Here is a 19,037-nt window from a genome sequence, read left to right as displayed (position 1 = left end):
GACGTCACGGCTAGCGACAAGAGGCCCAGAAAACCTAGCGCACCGACAATGATGTAGGGCCGCTTGACCAACTCCACGCCCAGTTGCGCCCAGTCGAAACCCAGAATAAAGAAGCCATAGCCCAGCATGTGCAGCGACACATAGGTAAAACACCACAGCCCCAGTTGCCGACGCACCGCGACCCATCCGGGCCAGCCCGTCGTGCGCTGTAATGGGGTCATTGCCAAGGTGATCAAAAGCAGCACAAGCGTTCCCAGCCCGAGGCGATCGACCAGCACCTTCCCCGGATCAGGCCCCAAGGCAAAAATCCACGCCTGATAGAGCCAATACATGGGCACTAACGCTGCAGCGATGAACACCGACACTCGCCAGTAGATGAAGCGCATCAATAGTTTTTCCGTAGATCCAGACCCGCATAGAGAGAAGCAACCTGCTCCCCATACCCGTTAAACATCTCGGTCTGGCGAATATTCGGGCTGAACAGCCCGCTGGGCAGGCGCCGCTCGTGTGCTTGGGTCCAGCGTGGGTGATCAACAGTCGGGTTCACGTTGGCGTAGAAACCGTACTCGCTTGCCGCAATGCTTTGCCATGTAGTCTTCGGCTGCTCGCTTGTCAGACTGATGCGCACGATGGACTTCACGCTTTTAAAGCCGTATTTCCAAGGCACTACCAGACGCAAGGGCGCGCCGTTCTGATTGGGCAGCTCCCGCCCATACATACCCACCGCCAGTATCGCGAGCGGGTTCATCGCCTCATCCAGGCGCAGCCCCTCTACATAAGGCCAGTCAATCAACGCGAAGCCGGAGCGCTGGCCAGGCATGGTCTTCGGGTCCTGCAGCGTTTCGAAGCGGATGTATTTGGCATTCGCCGTCGGCTCGACCTGCTTGAGCAGCTCGGAGATCGGGAAACCCAGCCAAGGGATCACCATCGACCACGCCTCTACGCAGCGCAGGCGATAGATACGCTCTTCCAGTTGATAGGGCTTCATGAAGTCTTCGAGTGCGTAGCGACCAGGCTTGGCCACTTCCCCGTCAATGACTACGCTCCAGGGCTCGGTTTTCAAAGACCCTGCGTTTTGCGCCGGGTCGCCCTTGTCGGTCCCGAACTCGTAAAAGTTGTTGTAGTGAGTCGCATCTTTGAACGGAGTGATCGTCTCGTCCTTGACGGTGACGGCTTGCCACCTGGTCGCAGGCAATTTTCCTTTGAACCAGTCAGGAGCAGCGCCGGCTTCGACGTCGGCGTAGCGCGAAGCTTCTTCGGCTTGGGCCCAACCAGGCATCGCGCTTATGGCAAGCCCTGCAAGTGAGCTGCCGAGCAATGCGCGACGGGAGAGATAAATGGGTTCGGGCGTGACATCCGACTCTGTGCAATCGGATGTAGAAGGGATCTTGATCAGCATGATGACTCCGCAGCTATGGAGAACTGAAGCATCTATAGCTGCGGAGTATGCGGGAAATGCAGGCTGACTAACTACCTCTGGCGACGTAGACGCAGCAGGTATTGGATGGGGCCAGATGCTGCATAGCCGAGGAATATCAGCAGCAGAATACGCGGCGGATCACTGAACACCACGGCAAATACCAGAACCACCGCCAGGATGGCAACGAATGGCACGCGTCCCTTGAGATCCAACTCCTTGAAGCTGTTGTATTTGATGTTGCTGACCATCAGCATGCCGGCGGCTGCAACCAATAACGCGACCAGGAACGACAGTTTCGAGCCCTGAATGCCGTAATCGCTGAATGCCCAAACGGTGCCTGCTACAACGCCCGCGGCGGCGGGACTTGCCAGGCCGATGAAGTAGCGCTTGTCGGCCTTGCCCACTTGGGTATTGAAGCGGGCCAGACGCAACGCCGCACCCGCCACATAGATGAAGGCGACCATCCAGCCGACCTTGCCCATGTCACCCAGCGCCCAGCCAAACGCCAACAGTGCTGGCGCCACGCCGAAAGCAACCATGTCGGACAGCGAGTCGTACTCTGCACCGAATGCGCTTTGGGTGTTGGTCATCCGCGCGACGCGGCCATCCAGACCATCCAGCACCATGGCAACGAAGATGGCGATGGCGGAAAACGCGAAGTATTTGCTCGCGCTCGCCTGATCACCCGCACTCAGCGCACTTTGCGCACTCATGGCGCTGATGATTGCGTAGAAGCCGGCGAACAGGTTGGCGGTGGTGAACAGATTGGGCAGCAGGTAGATGCCGCGATGGCGCACCTTGCGCCCCTCGTCGTCATGGCCCTCTTCAATGTGTTCATCGATCGGTAGCAGGCTTTCGGCGTCAGAAGCCTTGTTCGGCTCTTCGGGACGTTCGCTCATGGACAATACCTTGCAGCTGAATAATTTCGACAAATGCTTGTGGCCGGTCGGCCGACAAACGATGCAGCTTTATACCAGATGAGCCCCCATAACGAAAAAACGCGACCCGAAGGCCGCGTTTGTTCATGCAAGAAGCTGATCTGCGATCTTAGTTCTTGGCTTGGTCGACGATCTTGTTCTTCGCGATCCAAGGCATCATCGAGCGCAGTTGCTCACCGATGATTTCCAGGCCATGCGCCTTGTTGTTACGACGCTTGGCGGTCATCGACGGGTAGCCGCTGGCACCCTCGGCGATGAACATCTTCGCGTACTCGCCGTCCTGGATGCGCTTCAGAGCGTTGCGCATGGCCTGACGGGATTCGGCATTGATGACTTCCGGGCCGGTCACGTACTCGCCGTATTCGGCGTTGTTGGAGATCGAGTAGTTCATGTTGGCGATACCGCCTTCGTACATGAGGTCAACGATCAGCTTCAGTTCGTGCAGGCATTCGAAGTAGGCCATTTCCGGCGCATAACCGGCTTCAACCAAAGTCTCGAAACCGGCCTTGACCAGCTCAACGGTACCGCCACACAGAACGGCTTGCTCGCCGAACAGGTCGGTTTCGGTCTCGTCCTTGAACGTGGTTTCGATGATACCGGTACGGCCGCCGCCAACACCCGAAGCGTACGACAGAGCGACGTTCTTGGCGTTGCCAGAGGCGTCCTGGTAAACGGCGATCAGGTCAGGGATGCCACCGCCTTTGACGAACTCGGTGCGCACGGTGTGGCCCGGTGCCTTTGGCGCGATCATGATCACGTCGAGGTCGGCGCGCGGGACAACCTGGTTGTAGTGAATCGCGAAGCCGTGGGAGAAGGCCAGTGTTGCGCCCTTCTTGATGTTCGGCTCGATTTCGTTCTTGTACAGCTGAGACTGGAATTCGTCCGGGGTCAGGATCATGACCAGATCTGCAGCGGCGACAGCGGAAGCCACGTCGGTCACTTTCAGGCCGTGAGCTTCAGCTTTGGCGACAGTAGCCGAACCCTTGCGCAGGCCAACAGTGACATCAACGCCGGAGTCTTTCAGGTTGCACGCTTGAGCGTGGCCCTGGGAACCGTAACCGATGATGGCAACTTTTTTGCCCTGGATGATCGAAAGGTCGCAGTCTTTGTCGTAATAAACTTTCATGAAATTCCCCTGATAACGTGGCCGCAAGGCCATTTGCAAAATTAGGTTAGATGCTCAGCACTTTGTCGCCGCGGGCTATGCCGGTAACGCCGCTGCGTACGGTTTCCAGAATGGCCGTGGTGCCAATCGCCTGGATGAAGCTGTCCAGCTTGTCGCTTGTCCCGGTCAACTGCACGGTATAGACGCTGCTGGAAACATCCACGATCTGGCCGCGGAAAATGTCGGTGGTGCGCTTGATCTCGGCACGCTGTGCGCCGGTGGCCTTCACCTTGATCAGCATCAGCTCGCGCTCGATGTGGGCGCTTTCCGACAGGTCGACCAGCTTGACTACTTCGACCAGCTTGTTGAGGTTCTTGGTGATTTGCTCGATCACTTCATCATGACCAACAGTGGTCAGCGTCAGACGCGACAGGGTCGGGTCCTCGGTTGGCGCCACTGTCAGGCTTTCGATGTTGTAGTTGCGCTGGGAAAACAGGCCAACCACACGAGACAGCGCACCCGGTTCGTTTTCCAGCAATAGCGAAATAATGTGGCGCATGGTTATGTCCGCTCCGTCTTGCTCAGCCACATGTCGCGCATGGACCCGTCTCTGATCTGCATCGGATAGACGTGCTCGCCGACATCGACCTTGATATCAAGGAATACCAGGCGATCCTTCATGGCGAACGCTTCTTCCATCATCGGCTTCAAGTCTTTCAGGTCGGTGATGCGCATGCCGACATGACCGTATGCCTCGACCAATTTGACGAAGTCAGGCAGCGACTCCATGTAGGAATGCGAGTGACGGCCGCTGTAACTCATGTCTTGCCACTGACGGACCATGCCGAGCACGCCGTTGTTGAGCAGGATGATCTTCACCGGCAGGTTGTACTGCAGGCAGGTCGACAGTTCCTGAATGTTCATCTGAATGCTGCCTTCGCCGGTGACGCAGGCGACATTGTCATTCGGGAAACTCAGCGCAACGCCCATCGCGGCAGGCAGGCCAAAGCCCATCGTGCCGAGACCGCCGGAGTTGATCCAGCGATTGGGTTTGTTGAAGCGATAGTACTGAGCCGCGAACATCTGGTGCTGACCCACGTCGGAGGTGACGTAGGCATCGCCTTTGGTCACTTCACACAGCGTCTCGATCACGGTCTGCGGCTTGATGACGGTTCCGTCGCCACGGTTGTACGGAAACAGGTCGCCGCCGGCGCGCCATTCTTCGATCTGCTTCCACCACGTCTCGACCGAATCCTTGTTAGGGGTTTCGGCAAGCTCTTTAAGGGTCGCAACCATTTCGGTCAGCACGCTCTCGACCGGCCCGACAATGGGCACGTCGGCCTTGATGGTCTTGGAGATGGATGCAGGGTCGATGTCGACGTGAATGATTTTAGCGTTCGGGCAGAACTTCGCCGGGCCATTGATCACGCGATCATCGAAACGCGCGCCGACCGCAAGAATCACGTCGGCGTGGTGCATCGCCAGATTGGCGGTGTAGCTACCATGCATGCCCAACATGCCGACGAACTGGCGATCAGTGCCCGGATAGGCACCCAACCCCATCAGCGTGTTGGTGACCGGGGCGTTCAATTGCTGCGCCAGTTCGGTCAATGGCGCCGAACCGTTGCCCATGATCACGCCGCCGCCGGCGTAGATGACCGGACGTTTGGCCGCCACCAGCATTTCCACGGCCTTGCGGATTTGCCCAGAGTGGCCACGGACCGCCGGGCTGTAGGAACGCAGCTTGGCTTTCTTGGGGAAAATGTATTCGAACTTTTCCGCCGGGTTGGTCATGTCTTTCGGAATATCGACAACGACAGGACCAGGACGACCGGATTGAGCGAGATAAAACGCCTTTTTCAGGACTTCCGGGATTTCCGACGGGTGCTTGATCATGAAGCTATGCTTCACGATCGGCCGGGAGATACCGATCATGTCGGTTTCCTGGAACGCGTCGGTACCGACCATGTTGCTAGGAACCTGGCCGGACAGCACCACCATCGGAATCGAATCCATGTAGGCGGTCGCGATACCCGTAATGGCGTTGGTTGCGCCGGGACCTGAAGTCACCAGCACAACGCCTGCCTTGCCGGTGGCGCGGGCGTAGCCGTCAGCCATGTGAGTCGCCGCCTGTTCGTGACGAACGAGGATGTGGCTCACAGCCGGTTCTTTGAACAGCGCGTCGTATATATGCAGGAGGGCACCGCCAGGGTACCCGTAGATGTGCTCTACGCCTTCGTCACGCAAAAAGCGGACGACCATTTCAGCGCCAGATAAAAGCTCCACGTTGTTCACCTCTAAAACGCCAGAATACCGTCCACACAAGCGAGGAGACGGGTCTTAATAGGTTTACTGCAAAGCAGAGCATGAGCGACGGTGGTCGCCGACTACGTCAGCACTGACTGAGCAAGTATTGGGATCGCCCCTTTAAGTGTTTCGGGGTCTTCCCACCCAGCGCGAGGTAACGCGTTGCGGGTGTTACGGGTCGGCGCGGGTGTGCGCCTCATGATCTACCGAGACGGTCTGCTTCTGGCAGTCCTTCTACAGCGAGCTTTGGATTGTTGGGATTCGCCCCTCTCAAGTCAAGTCATCGATGCGCTTTCTTCGTCCGCCGCCCGCCAAAAGGCACCGAATGAGGTCGTGGCGTCCCGCTTGTGATAGGTTTCCGGCCATTGCCACAGAAGTAAGGAACCGGGAATGCGCTGGATGATTCTTGCGGCGACGCTGACACTTGCCGTCGCCCCGGCGGTCGGACAGGCCGCGCAGATATACAAATGGGTCGACGCTCAGGGCGTAACGCATTTCGACGCCCAGCCGCCTGCCGGGCAGACCGCACAGGAAATCAATACAGGGAGCCCTGTCGCCGCGCCCCCTGCCCCGCCGCCGCAGAATCAAGATGGAGCTCGGGAGCAGGAAGCAGTCGATGCCAAAGTCAAGAAGCAGGTTGCGGCTCAGGAGGCCAAGCGCAAAGAGGCGTGCGACGAACAGCGAACCAGCCTCGCGCAACTGCAGAACAATCCGCGGGTACGACAGGAGGTGGATGGCGAGCTAAGGCGGTTCACGGAAGAAGAGCGGCAGGCACGCATCGCCGAGGTCAAAAAATACCTCGACGATCAATGCAACTAGGAGTCAAACAGCCTCGGTGATCAACCGATCGAAGTCCTTCAGCAGCGCCAGGAGGTTGCGCGCTTCACGTATACGGCTGGCGTAGAGCATCTCCGCCATTTCCAGGATGCCAGATGCCGTAGGCAACGGCATGTCCTGCTCGAGGATGATCTTCATGCGCGGCAGGAAGATCCATTGCAGCCACTGGTCAAAATCCAGCGTGTCGACACAGAAGGGCTCACGGCTGGACAGCGACTCATCGCTGGGCGGCACGTCCTTCCACCATCCCAGCACGCGCAATTCGCGCTCGATCAACAGCAACTGGTCGGCGATTTTCGGAAAGCGTTTATCCATTGGCTTTCTGCCGTGCCAGCGCTGCACCGGCAGCGTCACCCTGCTTCTCACGCGATTGGGCAATCAATCCCCAAAGACTTGCTTGAAGGCTGGCGCGACCGTTGGCGTAGGTCAGAGCGCGACGGGCCAATTGCTCAGCCTGAGGCGCATCGCCCTGAGCCAGGCGTACTTGCGCCAGACGGTAAAGGACCTGCGGCTCACGGGGAGCAACACGTTGCGCACGCTCAAGGCTCGATGATGCGCCGTTGAGATCGCCGCCGGATTGCTGTTGCTGAGCGGTTGTCAGCAGCGCCAGCACGGGCCCATCCAGTTGCTCGTCTTCTGACAACCCGCCGCCGGACGCAGACGGAATGCCAGTCGGCGCCGACGCTGGCATGTTGTAGGTATTGCTGGTGGCCGCCGGCGGTGTGTAGGGGTTGTTTACCGGGGCCTGATTAACCGGTGCCGTGCTGATCGGCGCCGTGGTGGGTGGCACGAATGTGGAAATAGGTGCACCACTGGCATTGGCGCCGCCGGGCACCATGACCGTGACACCGGAATCTTCCTGAATCGTTTGCGACTGCGCTGGCGCCTGCACCGGCGCGCGGTAGGTGTTGCTGCGTGTCGACGAAACGCGTTCGCCATTCGAAACGCGTGACCCTGAATCTACCACCGGAATTGCACTGCGCGTCTGGGACGCACAACCGTTGAGCAAAGCCAGAGCCGTTACAGCCGGAATCCACCACTTGTTCACGTCACATCCTCTTTGCTTGATTCAACCAGGCTTAATTCAACCAGCCCTTGACCCAGTCCATTACCGAATCGGCAGGCGCTGTAGCCCCCCCGCAGGTCGGGCCGGGTTGCGGCTCACTGCCGCGAATATACGGCATCTGTACGGCGTTCGGGCAGCTGGCGTCGGTGCCTTCGCCAGTACTGGCATTGACCCAGGCCTGTACGACGTTATCGGGCATCGCCATGTCCAGTGGCAGCGGATCGGCCTTCTTCATGAAGCTGGTCCAGATCTGCAATGCGCCGGTGGCCCCAGTAAACGGCGTCTTGCCGTTGTCGTCGCGTCCCATCCAGACGATTGCCAGCAAGTCCTGACTGAAACCGGCAAACCAGCTGTCGCGCGAATCGTTGGTGGTGCCCGATTTACCCGCCAGATTCAGCGTGCCTGGCAGCACGTTGTACACCGACTTACCCGTGCCTTCGCGCATCACCCGCTGCATGGCGTTCTGCAAGAGATAGATCGAGCCCGGGTCAAAACGTTGCTGAATCTGGAAAGGGTAGCGCTTGAGCGGCTCCCCTTCGGCGGTCAGTACGCTGCGGATCCCGCGCAACGGCGTGTTGAAGCCGCCACTGGCGATAGTCTGGTACATCGTCGCCACTTCGATCGGCGTCAGAGCGCCAGCACCCAGGAGCATCGACGGGAAAGCAGGCCACTCGCGGGTCACGCCCAGTTTGGTCAGGGTTTTGAAGACGTTGGGTATGCCCAGGTCCAGACCCAGCTTGGCGCTGGACAGGTTGTAGGAGTGCGCCAGGCCCTGGTACAGGAAAATGTTGCCGTGGGCTTTGTGATCGTAGTTCTGGGGTTTCCAGATCTGGCCGTCGGCGCCTTTCACCTGGAAGGGCTCGTCCGGAATCCAACTGGTCAGGGTGTATTGTTGCGGGCGTTCGAGAGCGGTGAGGTAGATGGCCGGCTTGACCAACGACCCAATCGGCCGTACAGCATCCAGCGCTCGATTGAACCCCGCAAAGCCCGCTTGTCGACTACCAATCAGCGCCTGGACTTCGCCGGTTTCCGGGTTGGTCACGACCATAGCCGTTTCCATCTCGTCGGCGCCTTTGCGGCCCGAGATTTTGGCGAAGCTTTCGCGCACGGCGGCTTCGGATTTCATCTGAAGAATCGGATCAAAGCTAGTGAAGATCCGCAGGCCCTCTTCGGTCAAGTCTTCGTCGCGGTAGTCCTGACGCAACTGGCGTTTGACCAGGTCAAGGAAGTCCGGAAACGAACTGTCGGCCAGTGAACCGGTTTTGGTCACGCCCAGCGGCATTTTCTTCGCCGCCGCAACCACTTCCGGCGTGGCGATACCCTGCTGCTCGAGCAGATCGAGGACAAGATTACGCCGTTCCAACGCACGCTCAGGATTGCGGCGCGGGTTGTAATACGAAGGCCCTTTGACCAGACCGACCAGCAAGGCGACCTGATGCAGCTTCAGCTCCGACAGCGGCTGGCTGAAGAAATACTGACTCGCCAGACCGAAGCCGTGGACCGCACGCTGACCGTCCTGGCCCACGAACACTTCGTTGAGGTAGGCCTCGAGAATCTCCTGCTTGCTGTAATGGATCTCCAGCAAAACAGCCATCATCGCTTCGGTCAGCTTGCGGGTGATGCTGCGCTCGTTGGTCAGGTAGAAGTTCTTGACCAGTTGCTGAGTCAGCGTCGATCCGCCCTGGCGCATCTGCCCAGCGGATGCGTTGATCCAGAAAGCGCGCACGATCCCCTTCGGGGATACGCCGAAGTGATGGTAGAAATCGCGGTCTTCGACGGTGACGAGCGTGTCGAGCAAATAAGGCGGCGCCTGATCGAGTTTGATCAGAATCCGGTCTTCGAGATTCTTCGGATACAAGCCGCCGATCATCAAGGGCTCCAGCCGTGCGACAGCCAGCTTGGCACCGTTGGCGGCGGTCAGTTCAGCGACGTAATCGCCGGAGAAGCGCACATGGATCTGCTGCGCCGGATCAGCGCCTTCATAAAACTGGAAACCACGGGTATTGAGGTCAACGGTGTTGCCATTGACCGCAGCAGCGCCCGGCCCATTGGCCACGCCTTCGCGGCGATAGCCCAGCGCATCGAGCTCCAGAAGGAAGTCATCGCGTGAAAGCTTCTGGCCGACGAACAGCTCCAGTGGCCGTGCATAGACCTTGGCCGGAATGGTCCAGCGCTTGCCGGAGAATTTTTCCTGGACGATGGAATCCAGGTAAACGGCGAAGCAGCCAAGGATCACCAGCCCGACAAGACTGAGTTTCAGGGCCCAGCCCAACAGGCTGCGCAGGCGGCTGTTGGTGGGTTTGGGGGATTTTTTCGGGGAGCGGGATCGGGTCATGGCGGCGGATTATACGCACTTTCAAAGCCCCCGACAGACCGCCCTTTAAGCGGTTTGCAGCATTGTCTCCAGCGGCCATAATGGCCGCCTTTCGCTACTTCTCTATCGACTTATCACCTTTCAAGGATCGTCCGTGAGCCAGACACTGATAGCCGCGTTGCAAAACCCCGCCCTGTTTCCTCACCCGGTCGAAGAATTTCAGGTCATCGAGACGCATATTTCCTGGGTATTGCTCACCGGCCCATACGCTTACAAGATGAAGAAGCCGGTCAATTTCGGCTTTCTGGACTTCACCAGCCTGCCGGCGCGCCAGCATTTCTGTGAGCAGGAGCTGATGCTGAACCAGCGCCTGACAGACAATCTGTACCTGGAAGTGCTGCCCATCACCGGCAGCATCGAAGCGCCGCAGTTGAATGGTGAAGGCGAAGCGATCGAGTACGTGCTGAAAATGCGCCAGTTCCCGCAGGACGGATTGCTCAGCACCTTGCAAGCCAAAGGCGAGTTGACCACGGCGCATATCGACGACATGGCCCGGCAGATCGCCGAGTTTCATCTCAAGTCGCCCAAGGTGCCGATGGAAAATCCGCTCGGCAGCGCTGAGAGTGCCATGGCGCCAGTCACGCAGAACTTTGAGCAGATTCTGCCTTTCCTCAGCGAAAAATCTGACCTCATCCAGCTGGAAGCGCTGGAAGCGTGGGCCAACACCAGTTTCGAGCGCCTCAAGCCTCTGATGAACCAGCGCAAGCTCGACGGCTTTGTCCGGGAATGCCATGGCGACATCCACTTGGGCAATGCAACGCTGATCGATGGCAAGGTCGTGATTTTCGACTGCATCGAATTCAACGAGCCGTTCCGCATGACGGATGTCTATGCGGACATCGGCTTCCTGGCCATGGACCTTGAGGATCGCGGCCTGAAGAGCCTGTCGCGCCGACTCGTCAGCCAGTACCTGGAACTGACCGGCGACTACGAAGGCCTGCAACTGCTTAATTTTTACAAAGCCTACCGCGCGATGGTCCGTGCCAAAGTGGCGCTGTTCAGCCTGAATGCCAACGCCGATCAGGTGCAGCGCGCCGCCACACTGCGCCAGTACCGCAACTACGCCAACCTGGCCGAAAGCTACAGCGCGATTCCGTCCAACTTCCTGGCCATCACCCATGGCGTTTCGGCGGTCGGCAAAAGTCAGGTCGCGATGAGGTTGGTCGAAGCCCTGGGTGCAATCCGCCTGCGTTCAGATGTCGAGCGCAAGCGTGCATTCGCCGACCATAAAGATCTGTATTCCGCCGACGTCAGCGCGGCCACGTATCAACGTCTGAATGAGCTGGCGGGTGTCGTGCTCCGCGCAGGCTTGCCGGTGGTCATTGATGCAACCTATTTGAAGCTCGCGCAACGTCAGGCGGCCGCGCAGATTGCCGAGGCGATGGGCAGTCCGTTTCTGATCATTGATTGCGCCGCGCCCAAAGCCGTTATCGAAGGTTGGCTGGCCCAGCGTCGAGCGCAAAATCAGGACCCATCCGACGCAACCATGGAAGTCATCGAAATGCAGCTGGCCAGTCGCGAAGCGTTGACTGCCGACGAGATACTGCGCAGTCGGCACGTCGAGACCAACGTCTCCGGCGATCTGGACAAGCTGGTCGCCGACATTCGTCAGCACCTGCCGGGGCTCTGACTTCCCGCCCCACCAGTGGTCGAGTCGTGAAGGATACCGCTTCACGGCTCGACACTGGTGGCATTATAGTGGCGTCAGAATTCCAACAAAGGAGACGTCAAATGAACCAGCCCAAGCACCTTGACTCGCCCCTGTTCGCGCTATTGCGAAACGACGACGTGACCGCCTTCAACCTCGAACGGCCCAAACAGGGCCCTGTTGATCTGTCTGGAGGAGATTTTCGCGGTCTGGACCTGCGTGAACTCAACGCTGAAGAGGTCGATTTCAGTGACGCCTACTTCAGATCTGCGGACCTGCGTGGCGTTGATTTCCGGACAACCAGGCTCGAGGGTGCAAGCATCGCCCACGCGCAGATATCCGGGGCGTACTTCCCGCCAGAGCTAAGTGCTGACGAAATCCTCATGTCGGTCAATTTCGGTACGCGCCTGCGTTATCGCACCCGCTGACGTCATCACCCCACTAACCCCCGCCCTGACTTCTCGCCCCGCATGCGACGCCGTGCCGGGCCCGCGCTCGCCTTCCCTCCTCAGTTGACCCTACCGTTCGGCGGCGCGTGCCGCATTCCACTGAGATTTTCTGCGGAGCAATTCGAGGGCGTCTACGCTCAAGGGCATGGCTCGCCTTTTCAGTTTGTGTCGAGCCTACGGAGAAGTTATTACATGGAATGACTGGAAAGGGCTGTAATCATGGACGATGAGTTATTGGGGATGAAGAACCTGGGAAAGACCTCGGTTCAATGGCTTCACGCTGCGGGTATTCACACTATCGCCGACCTGCGCCGTCTTGGCGCAATCCAGGCCTACCGGGCCGTCCAGGTCAGGGGCTTCCGAGCATCCAAAGCGCTGCTGTATTCACTCGAAGGTGCGTTGTCGAATCGCCCTTGGAGCGAGCTGTCTCAGGAATACAAAGACTCCCTGGACACCGAATTGAGGAACGCATGCCCTGGGGCAATCGGGGAACGCTGAACGTGCACAGCAAATAGTCTGCAGAACACTGTTGACTTACAAATGAGAATCACTATGATTATCACATCCGGTCGCGAGACTGGCCGATAAACTGAAAGGCTCCTTGGTTCGGACTCTCAGATTATCTCCTCATCAGGCTAATCACGGTTTTTGACCCGGCTCTTGCCGGGTCTTTTTTTGCCCGTGATTTACGCGCCTACGCCCAAGCGGATCAGCAGATCATCCAGCAGGCTGGTAGCCCCGAGCCGCAATCTCCCCTGCTCACGCCAGCGCGGCCCAAATCGCGCTTTGACCAAATCCATATGCACCCGCGCTTCATCGAGCGTTCGTACATTGCCGGAAACATTGATCCCCACATGCGCGCCTGAGTCAGCGATGGCCGCGATCAAAATGCGACTGGCCTGGGGCGTTGCATTCAGGATGTGTTTGCCGGTGCTGGTTTTGAGAAAGTTGGCGCCCTCCTCAATCGCCACACAGCTTGCGCCGTGAATAACCTGCGGATCACGCAGCACGCCGGTTTCCAGCGTGACGGTCAACGCTGCCCGACCGCACCTGGTTTTGCAGGCATTGATGATCTCAGCGCCAATCTGCCTGTCCCCGCCAAGCAACGCATAAAAAGGGTAAACCAGATCAATTTCGTCGGCCCCCGCAAGAATCGCCGCCTGGGTTTCCAGCTCGGCTGAACTGACAGAAGCCGAACCGCTCGGAAAGTTAACCGCTGCCACGACTTTGATCTCGCGCGCATGAAGGCTGTCGAGTGTGCGCCGCGCCAGTCCTGCGAACCTGGGCGTGACGCAGACGGCGGCAACCTGCCCGACCGGCGTCAGTGCTCTATGACACAAGGCAACAATCTTTTCCGGCGTGTCGTCAGCATTCAATGAAGCCAACTCCATCAGACCAATAGCCAGTTGCGCCAATGACGCATCGACCTCATGCACGTCAATCGCCGCATTTATGTCGTTCATTACCCACCCTCAATGCCTTTGTCTGAGGCGACGATAATCGAGAATGGCTGTGCCTGAACGCTCACAACGACGCAAAAGAGCAGGCCTACGTGATTACAAGAATTGTCCGAAGGACGTTGCCTGCACGGGCATTGGAAATGGGGCTGCCGCATCGAAAAAAGGAACTGATGCCGGTCGATAACCAAGTCACTTCAGCGAGTGATCACCAGAGGGTGCCCACGCTCGGGATGGGGTTGTACCAGAACATCCAGGCCAAATACCGACATCAGCGCTTCAGGCGTCAGCACTTGCTGTGGCGTGCCGGATAAATACGTTAGACCTTGACTCAGCAACAACAAGCGATCGCAATAACGGGCCGCCAGATTCAAATCATGCAGGATCACCATCACCGCGCCGCCACGGTCGGCGAACGCGCGAACGGCCAACAGCGTGGTGTGTTGATGCAATGGGTCGAGCGCCGAGGTGGGCTCGTCCAGCAACAGAACCTGCCCCTCCTCACCCGGCCACACCTGAGCCAGCGCCCGCGCCAGATGGACCCGCTGACGCTCGCCCCCCGATAACGTCAGATAGCTGCGGCCGAGCAGGTGCATTGCATCGGCGGCCTCAAGGGCATGCTGGATAATTTCAGCGTCACGTTGCTGACCGCTTTCATGGGGCAAGCGGCCCATCGCAACCACTTCCTCGACCTTGAACGCGAAACTCAATGTCGAGGCCTGCGGCAGTACGGCCAGGCGCCGAGCCCGCTCCGGACCACGCCATTGATTCAGGGGAATATCGTCCAGAAATACCTGGCCGCGGGTCGGGGCAAGCTCGCCGCACAGAGCAGCCAACAGTGTACTTTTGCCAGCCCCGTTGGGGCCCAGCACGCCAAGCATCTGACCGGGCGCCATTGTCAAATCGATGCTGTCGAGCACCTGTTTGCCATCACGAACAATGCCGATGTCTTTGCCGATTAACATCAGGCACGCCCTCGAACGAGCAGGAAAAGAAAGAACGGCGCGCCGATGAATACGGTGACAATCCCTATCGGCAATTCCGCCGGGGCCATTACCAATCGGGCGAAAATGTCTGCGAAGAGCAACAACGATGCGCCCGCCAGTGCTGATGCGGGAAGAACGATGCGGTGGTCTGGCCCCGTCAGCAGTCGCACCAGGTGCGGCACAATCAGGCCAATGAAACCGATGAGCCCGGCCGCCGCGACGGCTGCCCCCACGCCGAGTGCGATGCAAAGAATCAGCTCGCGCTTGAGGCGTTCGACCTCGATGCCCAAGTGACGCGCTTCCGATTCTCCAAGCAGCAACGCGTTAAGCGCCTTCGCTCGGCGCGGCAACCAGAGGATCACGGCCACGCAAACCAGCAACAGAGGCCAAAGCCGGGCATAGCTGGCACCGTTGAGCGTGCCCAGATTCCAGAACGTCAGCGTCCGCAGGCTCGCATCATCGGCCAGATACGTGAACAGGCCGATGATCGAACCGGCCAGCGCAGTCATCGCCACACCGGCCAGCAGCATCGTACTGACGCTGGTGTGACCGTCGCGGCGTCCGAGCCGATAGACGATTGCGGTCACCCCAAGCCCACCGGCGAAGGCGCAGATGGACAGCAGATAAGGCTGGAACGGCTCGGGCAGTCCGCCAAGGGACGCTCCGGCGACGATGGCCACTGCCGCACCCAATGCCGCACCACTGGAAACGCCAACCAGACCGGGATCGGCGAGAGGGTTGCGAAACAGACCCTGCATCGCCACGCCAGACAAGGCCAGCACTGCACCGACTGCCAGTCCAAGCAGCGTACGAGGCAGGCGGATCTGGCCCACGATCAGTTCCGCCTGCTGCAAGTTGTCTTCCGCCATGGGCACGCCCACCAGATGAAGAACCGCGCGCAAGGTATCCATCATCGGCAGACTGACCGGGCCGAGCGCGAGGGACAGCCATATCGCCAGTAAACAGGCAAAGCCTAGCGTGATGAACAGCGCTCTGGGGGCGAGATCAAGCCTCATTGGGCGTTCGAGACTCTGGCGCTGCTTGGTGCAGCGCCAGGATAAAACGCGTCTGCCAGTGATCTGACTGCGTCCGGTAATCGTGGGCCAAGACCGCCTACCAGTAAGGTCGGATCAATCTCGACGACGCGGTTATCCCGCAAGGCCTTGGTTGCCCTCAGGAGCGGATTTTCACGCAGCAACGCCTCGCGGGGCTGGACGCCGTTTTGAGCACGATCGCTGACAACGAGCACTTCAGGGTTCAGCCCGCTCATTGCCTCAGTGGAAAACACCTTGTAGCCAGTGTGGGTAGCCAGGTTGCGGCCGCCAGCCTGGGTGATCAGCCAGTCGCCGACAGTGCCTGCGCCAGCCACCATCGGCGCGCTCCCCGCGTGGCTCACCAGCAACAGAACACCCGGCGCGGCACGCTTCAGTTGCGTCACTCGCTGATGCTCCGTCGCAAGCCGATAGATGTATTGGTCGCTCAACCGACGCGCCTCGCCCTCCTTTCCCAGTAATGCGCCGAGTCTTTCAAGACTGGCCTGGAGCGCGGGCAGCTCTGCACTGGCCGACAACACCTCGACCTGCACGCCGGCCGTGCGCAGTTGCTGGATAACTGGCGGCGGGCCCATTTCTTCGGTGCCTATCAGAACGTTCGGACGCAACGTGAGGATGCCTTCAGCCGACAACTGTCGCTGGTAACCGATGCCCGGCAGCGATTTGACCGACCGCGGGTGCTGGCTCGTGCTGTCCACGCCCACCAGACGCGACTCTCCGCCCAGAGCAACTATCCACTCCGTCAAGGCGCCGCCGGCACTGACCCACCGCTGCGGCTCGGGTGAAGCGGCGGAAGCCAGGTGGGCGATAAAAAGCCCCGTGACGATCGCGATCAATCGGGAGGTGAAGCGCATAAGCGGTGGGTCCTCTATAAAGGAAGCCTCAGTCGATCACTTCAAGGCGCGACTGGCGGGATCTCGCTCATCGACTGGCGGGTTTGACTGCTGGCAGAATGCGCAGCCCGCTACGGCCAGGCATTTGATAATTATTTGCATTTGAGCGTCAAGCGCCAAGGAGACCATGCTGAAATACCTGTGCGACAGCGCTACGCTGATTGAAGGCAAAAGCCTCGGGTTCGATGTCGATGCGCTTAAGATTCTGGCCGTCCGGCGAGGGGGTCAGGTGTATGTGTACGCCAACCGGTGTCCCCATCGAGGGGTGGCGCTGGAATGGCAGCCCAATGAGTTTCTCGATGCCAGCGCCAGTCTGATCCAGTGCGCCACTCACGGTGCGCTGTTCTTGATCGAGAACGGCGAGTGCGTCGCCGGCCCTTGCGAGGGCAAATTCCTGAGGGCTATCGACTGCGGCGAAGACGCTCAGGGCATCTGGATCAACCCAGTGGCACCGGACTGAGCGGGCGCGTTTCCGAGAGATGAATCTCAAGCGGTCGATCAATGCGCACTCCGTCAGGGGTCAGCTCCACGCCATACGCCAGGACTTCGACCCCTGCCGCAGCCGCCTCAAGCAAGGCTGAGGCATAGGCGGCGTCGATTTCGGCGGCGGGTCGCACGGCATCGATCCCTGTCAGGTTCACGCAATAGAGCAACACTGCGCGCACGCCCTCCCTGGCCAACGCTGCCAATTCACGCAGGTGCTTCGCGCCGCGCTGAGTGACCGCATCGGGAAACGCAGCGACCCGGCTGTCATCAAAACCCAGGGTCACGCTTTTGACTTCCAGGTATAGCGGGCCATCGGGGTAATCCAGACGGAAGTCAACGCGGCTGTTTTCCTGACCGTAGGCGACTTCGCGCTTAAGCGCCGTAAACCCCGCCAGCTCCGTGATCACGCCGTTCCAAAGCGCCTCTTCGACCAGCTTGTTGGCGCGCGCGGTGTTGACGCAGGCGAGCCGCCCCTGTGGCGTTTCGGTGATTTCCCAGGTGCCCGGAAGCTTGCGCTTGGGGTCATTGGACCTGCTGAACCAGACGCGACCACCCGGCATCATGCAATTGAACATAGAGCCCGTATTGGGACAGTGAATCGTCAGGAGCTCGCCGCTGGCGGTCTCGATGTCGGCAAGGAAGCGCTTGTAGCGCTGAATCAGCCGGCCCTCTTCAAGTGGAGGAGAGAAACGCATCAGCCTTGCCAGCTCCGCAGGCCACGACCTATTCGCTCGACCGCTTCCTGAAGCCGAGGCAAGCTCTGGGTGTAGGCGAATCGCACGTGATGGCTGGCGCGGTAGCGACCGAAATCCAGCCCGGGTGTGAATGCGACGTGCTCGGTTTCCAGAAAGTGATGGCAGAACGCGAACGCGTCGCCGCCGAACGCGCTGATGTCCGCGTATAGATAGAAGGCGCCTTCGGGTTCCACGGCAATGTTAAAGCCCAACTCGCGCAGCGCCGGAAGTAGGAAGTCGCGACGGCGGGCAAACTCGGCTCGACGTTGTTCGAGGATCTCCAGGGTTTGCGGCTCGAAACAGGCAAGCGCCGCACTTTGCGCCATGCTCGGCGCGCTGATGTAGAGATTCTGCGCCAGCTTTTCCAGATCGCCGATCGCCGCCTCGGGGGCAACCAGCCAACCGAGTCGCCAACCGGTCATGCCGAAATACTTGGAAAAACTATTCAGCACGAAGGCGTCATTGTCGACTTCCAGCACGCTGCTCGCGTCGGTGCCGTAGGTCAAACCGTGGTAAATCTCGTCAACCACAAGGTGCCCATCCCGCGCCTTGAGCGACGCCGACAGCGCGGCCAGCTCGTCGCGGTGCAGCAGCGTCCCGGTCGGATTGGCCGGAGACGCCACCAGCGCACCGACGCTGTCCTCGTTCCAGTGTTGAGCGACCAGATCGGCCGTCAGCTGATAACGCACGTCCGGACCCACGGGCACCAGTTGAGCGGCGCCCTCCACCAGACGCAGAAAATGCCGGTTGCAGGGGTAACCCGGATCGGCCAGTAGCCAGTGTTTACCGGGATCGACCAGCAGACTCGCCGCCAGCAGCAACGCACCGGAACCGCCCGGCGTGATCAGAATCCGGCCCGGATCGACGTTCACGCCATAACGCTGAGCGTAAAAACCCGAGATCGCCTCGCGCAATTCCGGCAGACCACGGGCCGCCGTGTATCGGGTCTTGCCAGCGGCCAACGCCGCCTGACCGGCCTTGATGATCGGCTCGGCCGTGGTGAAATCCGGCTCGCCAATCTCAAGGTGGATGACGTCATGCCCCGCCGCTTGCAGTTCATTCGCCCGCGCCAGCAGCGCCATCACATGAAAGGGTTCTATGGCGCGGCTGCGCGCACTGTAGGGCTGTGGCATGGGCCTTCCTTTGGTGAGGGGTGGCGAGGAATCGCCGATTCTACCCATCCGCCCGAGCAGGCTACAGCGTTTATCCGCCTGGGCAGCAGCAACTTGCAATCGACAGGCCGGCAAACCGGGGACTTGCGCCACACGCACCAAACTCGGCGCAC

At 59.6% G+C, this 19,037-nt stretch carries 20 protein-coding genes (1 of these 20 only partly in view); 5 read left to right on the top strand and 15 right to left on the bottom strand.

What is annotated here, in order from left to right; genetic code table 11:
• The 6 genes from msrQ to AC3ISG_RS03340 all read right to left on the bottom strand — a co-directional run.
• Positions 1–386, bottom strand: partial view of a protein-methionine-sulfoxide reductase heme-binding subunit MsrQ gene (msrQ, locus tag AC3ISG_RS03365; protein ID WP_489298512.1) — the 5' portion only. The gene continues 235 nt to the left of window position 1, outside the view; 386 of the gene's 621 nt are visible here — the first part of the coding sequence; its start codon is at positions 384–386; its stop codon lies beyond the left edge, outside the window.
• Positions 386–1,399: a protein-methionine-sulfoxide reductase catalytic subunit MsrP gene (msrP, locus tag AC3ISG_RS03360; RefSeq protein WP_122623130.1), complete on the bottom strand. Its 1,014-nt coding sequence runs from the start codon at positions 1,397–1,399 to the stop codon at positions 386–388. Before msrP ends, msrQ begins: the two co-directional genes overlap by 1 nt.
• Before the next feature lie 71 nt (positions 1,400–1,470).
• Positions 1,471–2,319, bottom strand: a complete 849-nt coding sequence (pssA, locus tag AC3ISG_RS03355) for a CDP-diacylglycerol--serine O-phosphatidyltransferase (protein ID WP_122536982.1) — start codon at positions 2,317–2,319, stop codon at positions 1,471–1,473.
• A gap of 148 nt (positions 2,320–2,467) precedes the next feature.
• Entirely contained in the window at positions 2,468–3,484 is a 1,017-nt protein-coding gene (gene ilvC, locus AC3ISG_RS03350; RefSeq protein WP_037018564.1) for a ketol-acid reductoisomerase, read from the bottom strand.
• Positions 3,485–3,530: 46 nt separating this feature from the next.
• Positions 3,531–4,022 carry an acetolactate synthase small subunit gene (gene ilvN / locus AC3ISG_RS03345; protein ID WP_093469284.1) on the bottom strand — a complete coding sequence of 164 codons (492 nt, stop codon included), beginning with the start codon at positions 4,020–4,022 and terminating at the stop codon, positions 3,531–3,533.
• A gap of 2 nt (positions 4,023–4,024) precedes the next feature.
• The gene (locus AC3ISG_RS03340) at positions 4,025–5,749 is read right to left on the bottom strand and encodes an acetolactate synthase 3 large subunit (RefSeq protein ID WP_122536994.1); all 1,725 of its coding nucleotides are present in this window, start codon (positions 5,747–5,749) and stop codon (positions 4,025–4,027) included.
• 411 nt (positions 5,750–6,160) lie between these two features.
• On the opposite strand from AC3ISG_RS03340, the gene AC3ISG_RS03335 reads away from it, so the two are divergent.
• Positions 6,161–6,589: a DUF4124 domain-containing protein gene (locus AC3ISG_RS03335; protein WP_489298511.1), complete on the top strand. Its 429-nt coding sequence runs from the start codon at positions 6,161–6,163 to the stop codon at positions 6,587–6,589.
• A 3-nt stretch (positions 6,590–6,592) separates the two neighbouring features.
• On the opposite strand, the gene AC3ISG_RS03330 is transcribed toward AC3ISG_RS03335, so the two are convergent.
• From AC3ISG_RS03330 to mrcB, 3 genes are read right to left on the bottom strand one after another with little or no spacing between them, the layout of a single operon-like run.
• A complete protein-coding gene (locus AC3ISG_RS03330) occupies positions 6,593–6,922 on the bottom strand; it encodes a YqcC family protein (RefSeq protein ID WP_489298510.1) in 330 nt (109 codons plus the stop codon).
• Positions 6,915–7,655 carry a tetratricopeptide repeat protein gene (locus AC3ISG_RS03325; protein ID WP_489298509.1) on the bottom strand — a complete coding sequence of 247 codons (741 nt, stop codon included), beginning with the start codon at positions 7,653–7,655 and terminating at the stop codon, positions 6,915–6,917. Before AC3ISG_RS03325 ends, AC3ISG_RS03330 begins: the two co-directional genes overlap by 8 nt.
• A 31-nt stretch (positions 7,656–7,686) precedes the next feature.
• Entirely contained in the window at positions 7,687–10,008 is a 2,322-nt protein-coding gene (gene mrcB / locus AC3ISG_RS03320) for a penicillin-binding protein 1B (RefSeq protein ID WP_122536978.1), read from the bottom strand.
• 133 nt (positions 10,009–10,141) lie between these two features.
• On the opposite strand from mrcB, the gene AC3ISG_RS03315 reads away from it, so the two are divergent.
• From AC3ISG_RS03315 to AC3ISG_RS03305, 3 genes are all read left to right on the top strand, one after another.
• A complete protein-coding gene (locus AC3ISG_RS03315; RefSeq protein ID WP_489298508.1) occupies positions 10,142–11,677 on the top strand; it encodes a bifunctional aminoglycoside phosphotransferase/ATP-binding protein in 1,536 nt (511 codons plus the stop codon).
• A gap of 101 nt (positions 11,678–11,778) precedes the next feature.
• The gene (locus AC3ISG_RS03310; protein ID WP_122623126.1) at positions 11,779–12,123 is read left to right on the top strand and encodes a pentapeptide repeat-containing protein; all 345 of its coding nucleotides are present in this window, start codon (positions 11,779–11,781) and stop codon (positions 12,121–12,123) included.
• 240 nt (positions 12,124–12,363) lie between these two features.
• Positions 12,364–12,642, top strand: coding sequence for a TfoX/Sxy family protein (locus tag AC3ISG_RS03305; RefSeq protein WP_122536975.1), 279 nt, complete (start codon positions 12,364–12,366; stop codon positions 12,640–12,642).
• A gap of 188 nt (positions 12,643–12,830) precedes the next feature.
• Here the strand turns inward: AC3ISG_RS03305 and deoC are convergent, their stop codons facing one another.
• The 4 genes from deoC to AC3ISG_RS03285 form a co-directional block, all read right to left on the bottom strand.
• Positions 12,831–13,607, bottom strand: a complete 777-nt coding sequence (gene deoC / locus AC3ISG_RS03300; protein WP_489298507.1) for a deoxyribose-phosphate aldolase — start codon at positions 13,605–13,607, stop codon at positions 12,831–12,833.
• A gap of 191 nt (positions 13,608–13,798) precedes the next feature.
• Positions 13,799–14,560: a heme ABC transporter ATP-binding protein gene (locus AC3ISG_RS03295; RefSeq protein WP_489299449.1), complete on the bottom strand. Its 762-nt coding sequence runs from the start codon at positions 14,558–14,560 to the stop codon at positions 13,799–13,801.
• Positions 14,561–14,565: 5 nt separating this feature from the next.
• Positions 14,566–15,603, bottom strand: a complete 1,038-nt coding sequence (locus AC3ISG_RS03290) for a FecCD family ABC transporter permease (protein ID WP_489298506.1) — start codon at positions 15,601–15,603, stop codon at positions 14,566–14,568.
• A complete protein-coding gene (locus tag AC3ISG_RS03285; protein ID WP_489298505.1) occupies positions 15,600–16,493 on the bottom strand; it encodes a heme/hemin ABC transporter substrate-binding protein in 894 nt (297 codons plus the stop codon). The genes AC3ISG_RS03290 and AC3ISG_RS03285 overlap by 4 nt, the downstream gene beginning before the upstream one ends.
• A 169-nt stretch (positions 16,494–16,662) precedes the next feature.
• Between AC3ISG_RS03285 and AC3ISG_RS03280 the strand changes: the two genes are divergently transcribed.
• Positions 16,663–16,992, top strand: a complete 330-nt coding sequence (locus AC3ISG_RS03280) for a Rieske (2Fe-2S) protein (RefSeq protein WP_489299448.1) — start codon at positions 16,663–16,665, stop codon at positions 16,990–16,992.
• Here AC3ISG_RS03280 and sfsA read toward each other — a convergent pair.
• Together sfsA and AC3ISG_RS03270 are read right to left on the bottom strand one after the other, a co-directional pair.
• Complete coding sequence (gene sfsA, locus AC3ISG_RS03275; RefSeq protein WP_489298504.1) at positions 16,970–17,713, bottom strand: DNA/RNA nuclease SfsA; 744 nt, start codon at positions 17,711–17,713, stop codon at positions 16,970–16,972. The two genes, AC3ISG_RS03280 and sfsA, sit on opposite strands and share 23 nt — an antisense overlap.
• The gene (locus tag AC3ISG_RS03270) at positions 17,713–18,885 is read right to left on the bottom strand and encodes a pyridoxal phosphate-dependent aminotransferase (protein ID WP_489298503.1); all 1,173 of its coding nucleotides are present in this window, start codon (positions 18,883–18,885) and stop codon (positions 17,713–17,715) included. The genes sfsA and AC3ISG_RS03270 overlap by 1 nt, the downstream gene beginning before the upstream one ends.
• Between the last annotated feature and the right edge of the window lie 152 nt (positions 18,886–19,037).

The organism is Pseudomonas sp. GL_135 (genome assembly GCF_057834665.1).
This window is presented reverse-complemented; position numbering and strand designations above follow the sequence as displayed.

Bases quoted from the DNA above. Each gene is read 5' to 3' on its own strand.
- msrP (WP_122623130.1), bottom strand. From the start codon at position 1,399: ATGCTGATCAAGATCCCTTCTACATCCGATTGCACAGAGTCGGATGTC.
- pssA (WP_122536982.1), bottom strand. From the start codon at position 2,319: ATGAGCGAACGTCCCGAAGAGCCGAACAAGGCTTCTGACGCCGAAAGC.
- ilvC (WP_037018564.1), bottom strand. From the start codon at position 3,484: ATGAAAGTTTATTACGACAAAGACTGCGACCTTTCGATCATCCAGGGC.
- ilvN (WP_093469284.1), bottom strand. From the start codon at position 4,022: ATGCGCCACATTATTTCGCTATTGCTGGAAAACGAACCGGGTGCGCTG.
- AC3ISG_RS03335 (WP_489298511.1), top strand. From the start codon at position 6,161: ATGCGCTGGATGATTCTTGCGGCGACGCTGACACTTGCCGTCGCCCCG.
- AC3ISG_RS03330 (WP_489298510.1), bottom strand. From the start codon at position 6,922: ATGGATAAACGCTTTCCGAAAATCGCCGACCAGTTGCTGTTGATCGAG.
- mrcB (WP_122536978.1), bottom strand. From the start codon at position 10,008: ATGACCCGATCCCGCTCCCCGAAAAAATCCCCCAAACCCACCAACAGC.
- AC3ISG_RS03310 (WP_122623126.1), top strand. From the start codon at position 11,779: ATGAACCAGCCCAAGCACCTTGACTCGCCCCTGTTCGCGCTATTGCGA.
- AC3ISG_RS03305 (WP_122536975.1), top strand. From the start codon at position 12,364: ATGGACGATGAGTTATTGGGGATGAAGAACCTGGGAAAGACCTCGGTT.
- deoC (WP_489298507.1), bottom strand. From the start codon at position 13,607: ATGAACGACATAAATGCGGCGATTGACGTGCATGAGGTCGATGCGTCA.
- AC3ISG_RS03290 (WP_489298506.1), bottom strand. From the start codon at position 15,603: ATGAGGCTTGATCTCGCCCCCAGAGCGCTGTTCATCACGCTAGGCTTT.
- AC3ISG_RS03285 (WP_489298505.1), bottom strand. From the start codon at position 16,493: ATGCGCTTCACCTCCCGATTGATCGCGATCGTCACGGGGCTTTTTATC.
- sfsA (WP_489298504.1), bottom strand. From the start codon at position 17,713: ATGCGTTTCTCTCCTCCACTTGAAGAGGGCCGGCTGATTCAGCGCTAC.
- AC3ISG_RS03270 (WP_489298503.1), bottom strand. From the start codon at position 18,885: ATGCCACAGCCCTACAGTGCGCGCAGCCGCGCCATAGAACCCTTTCAT.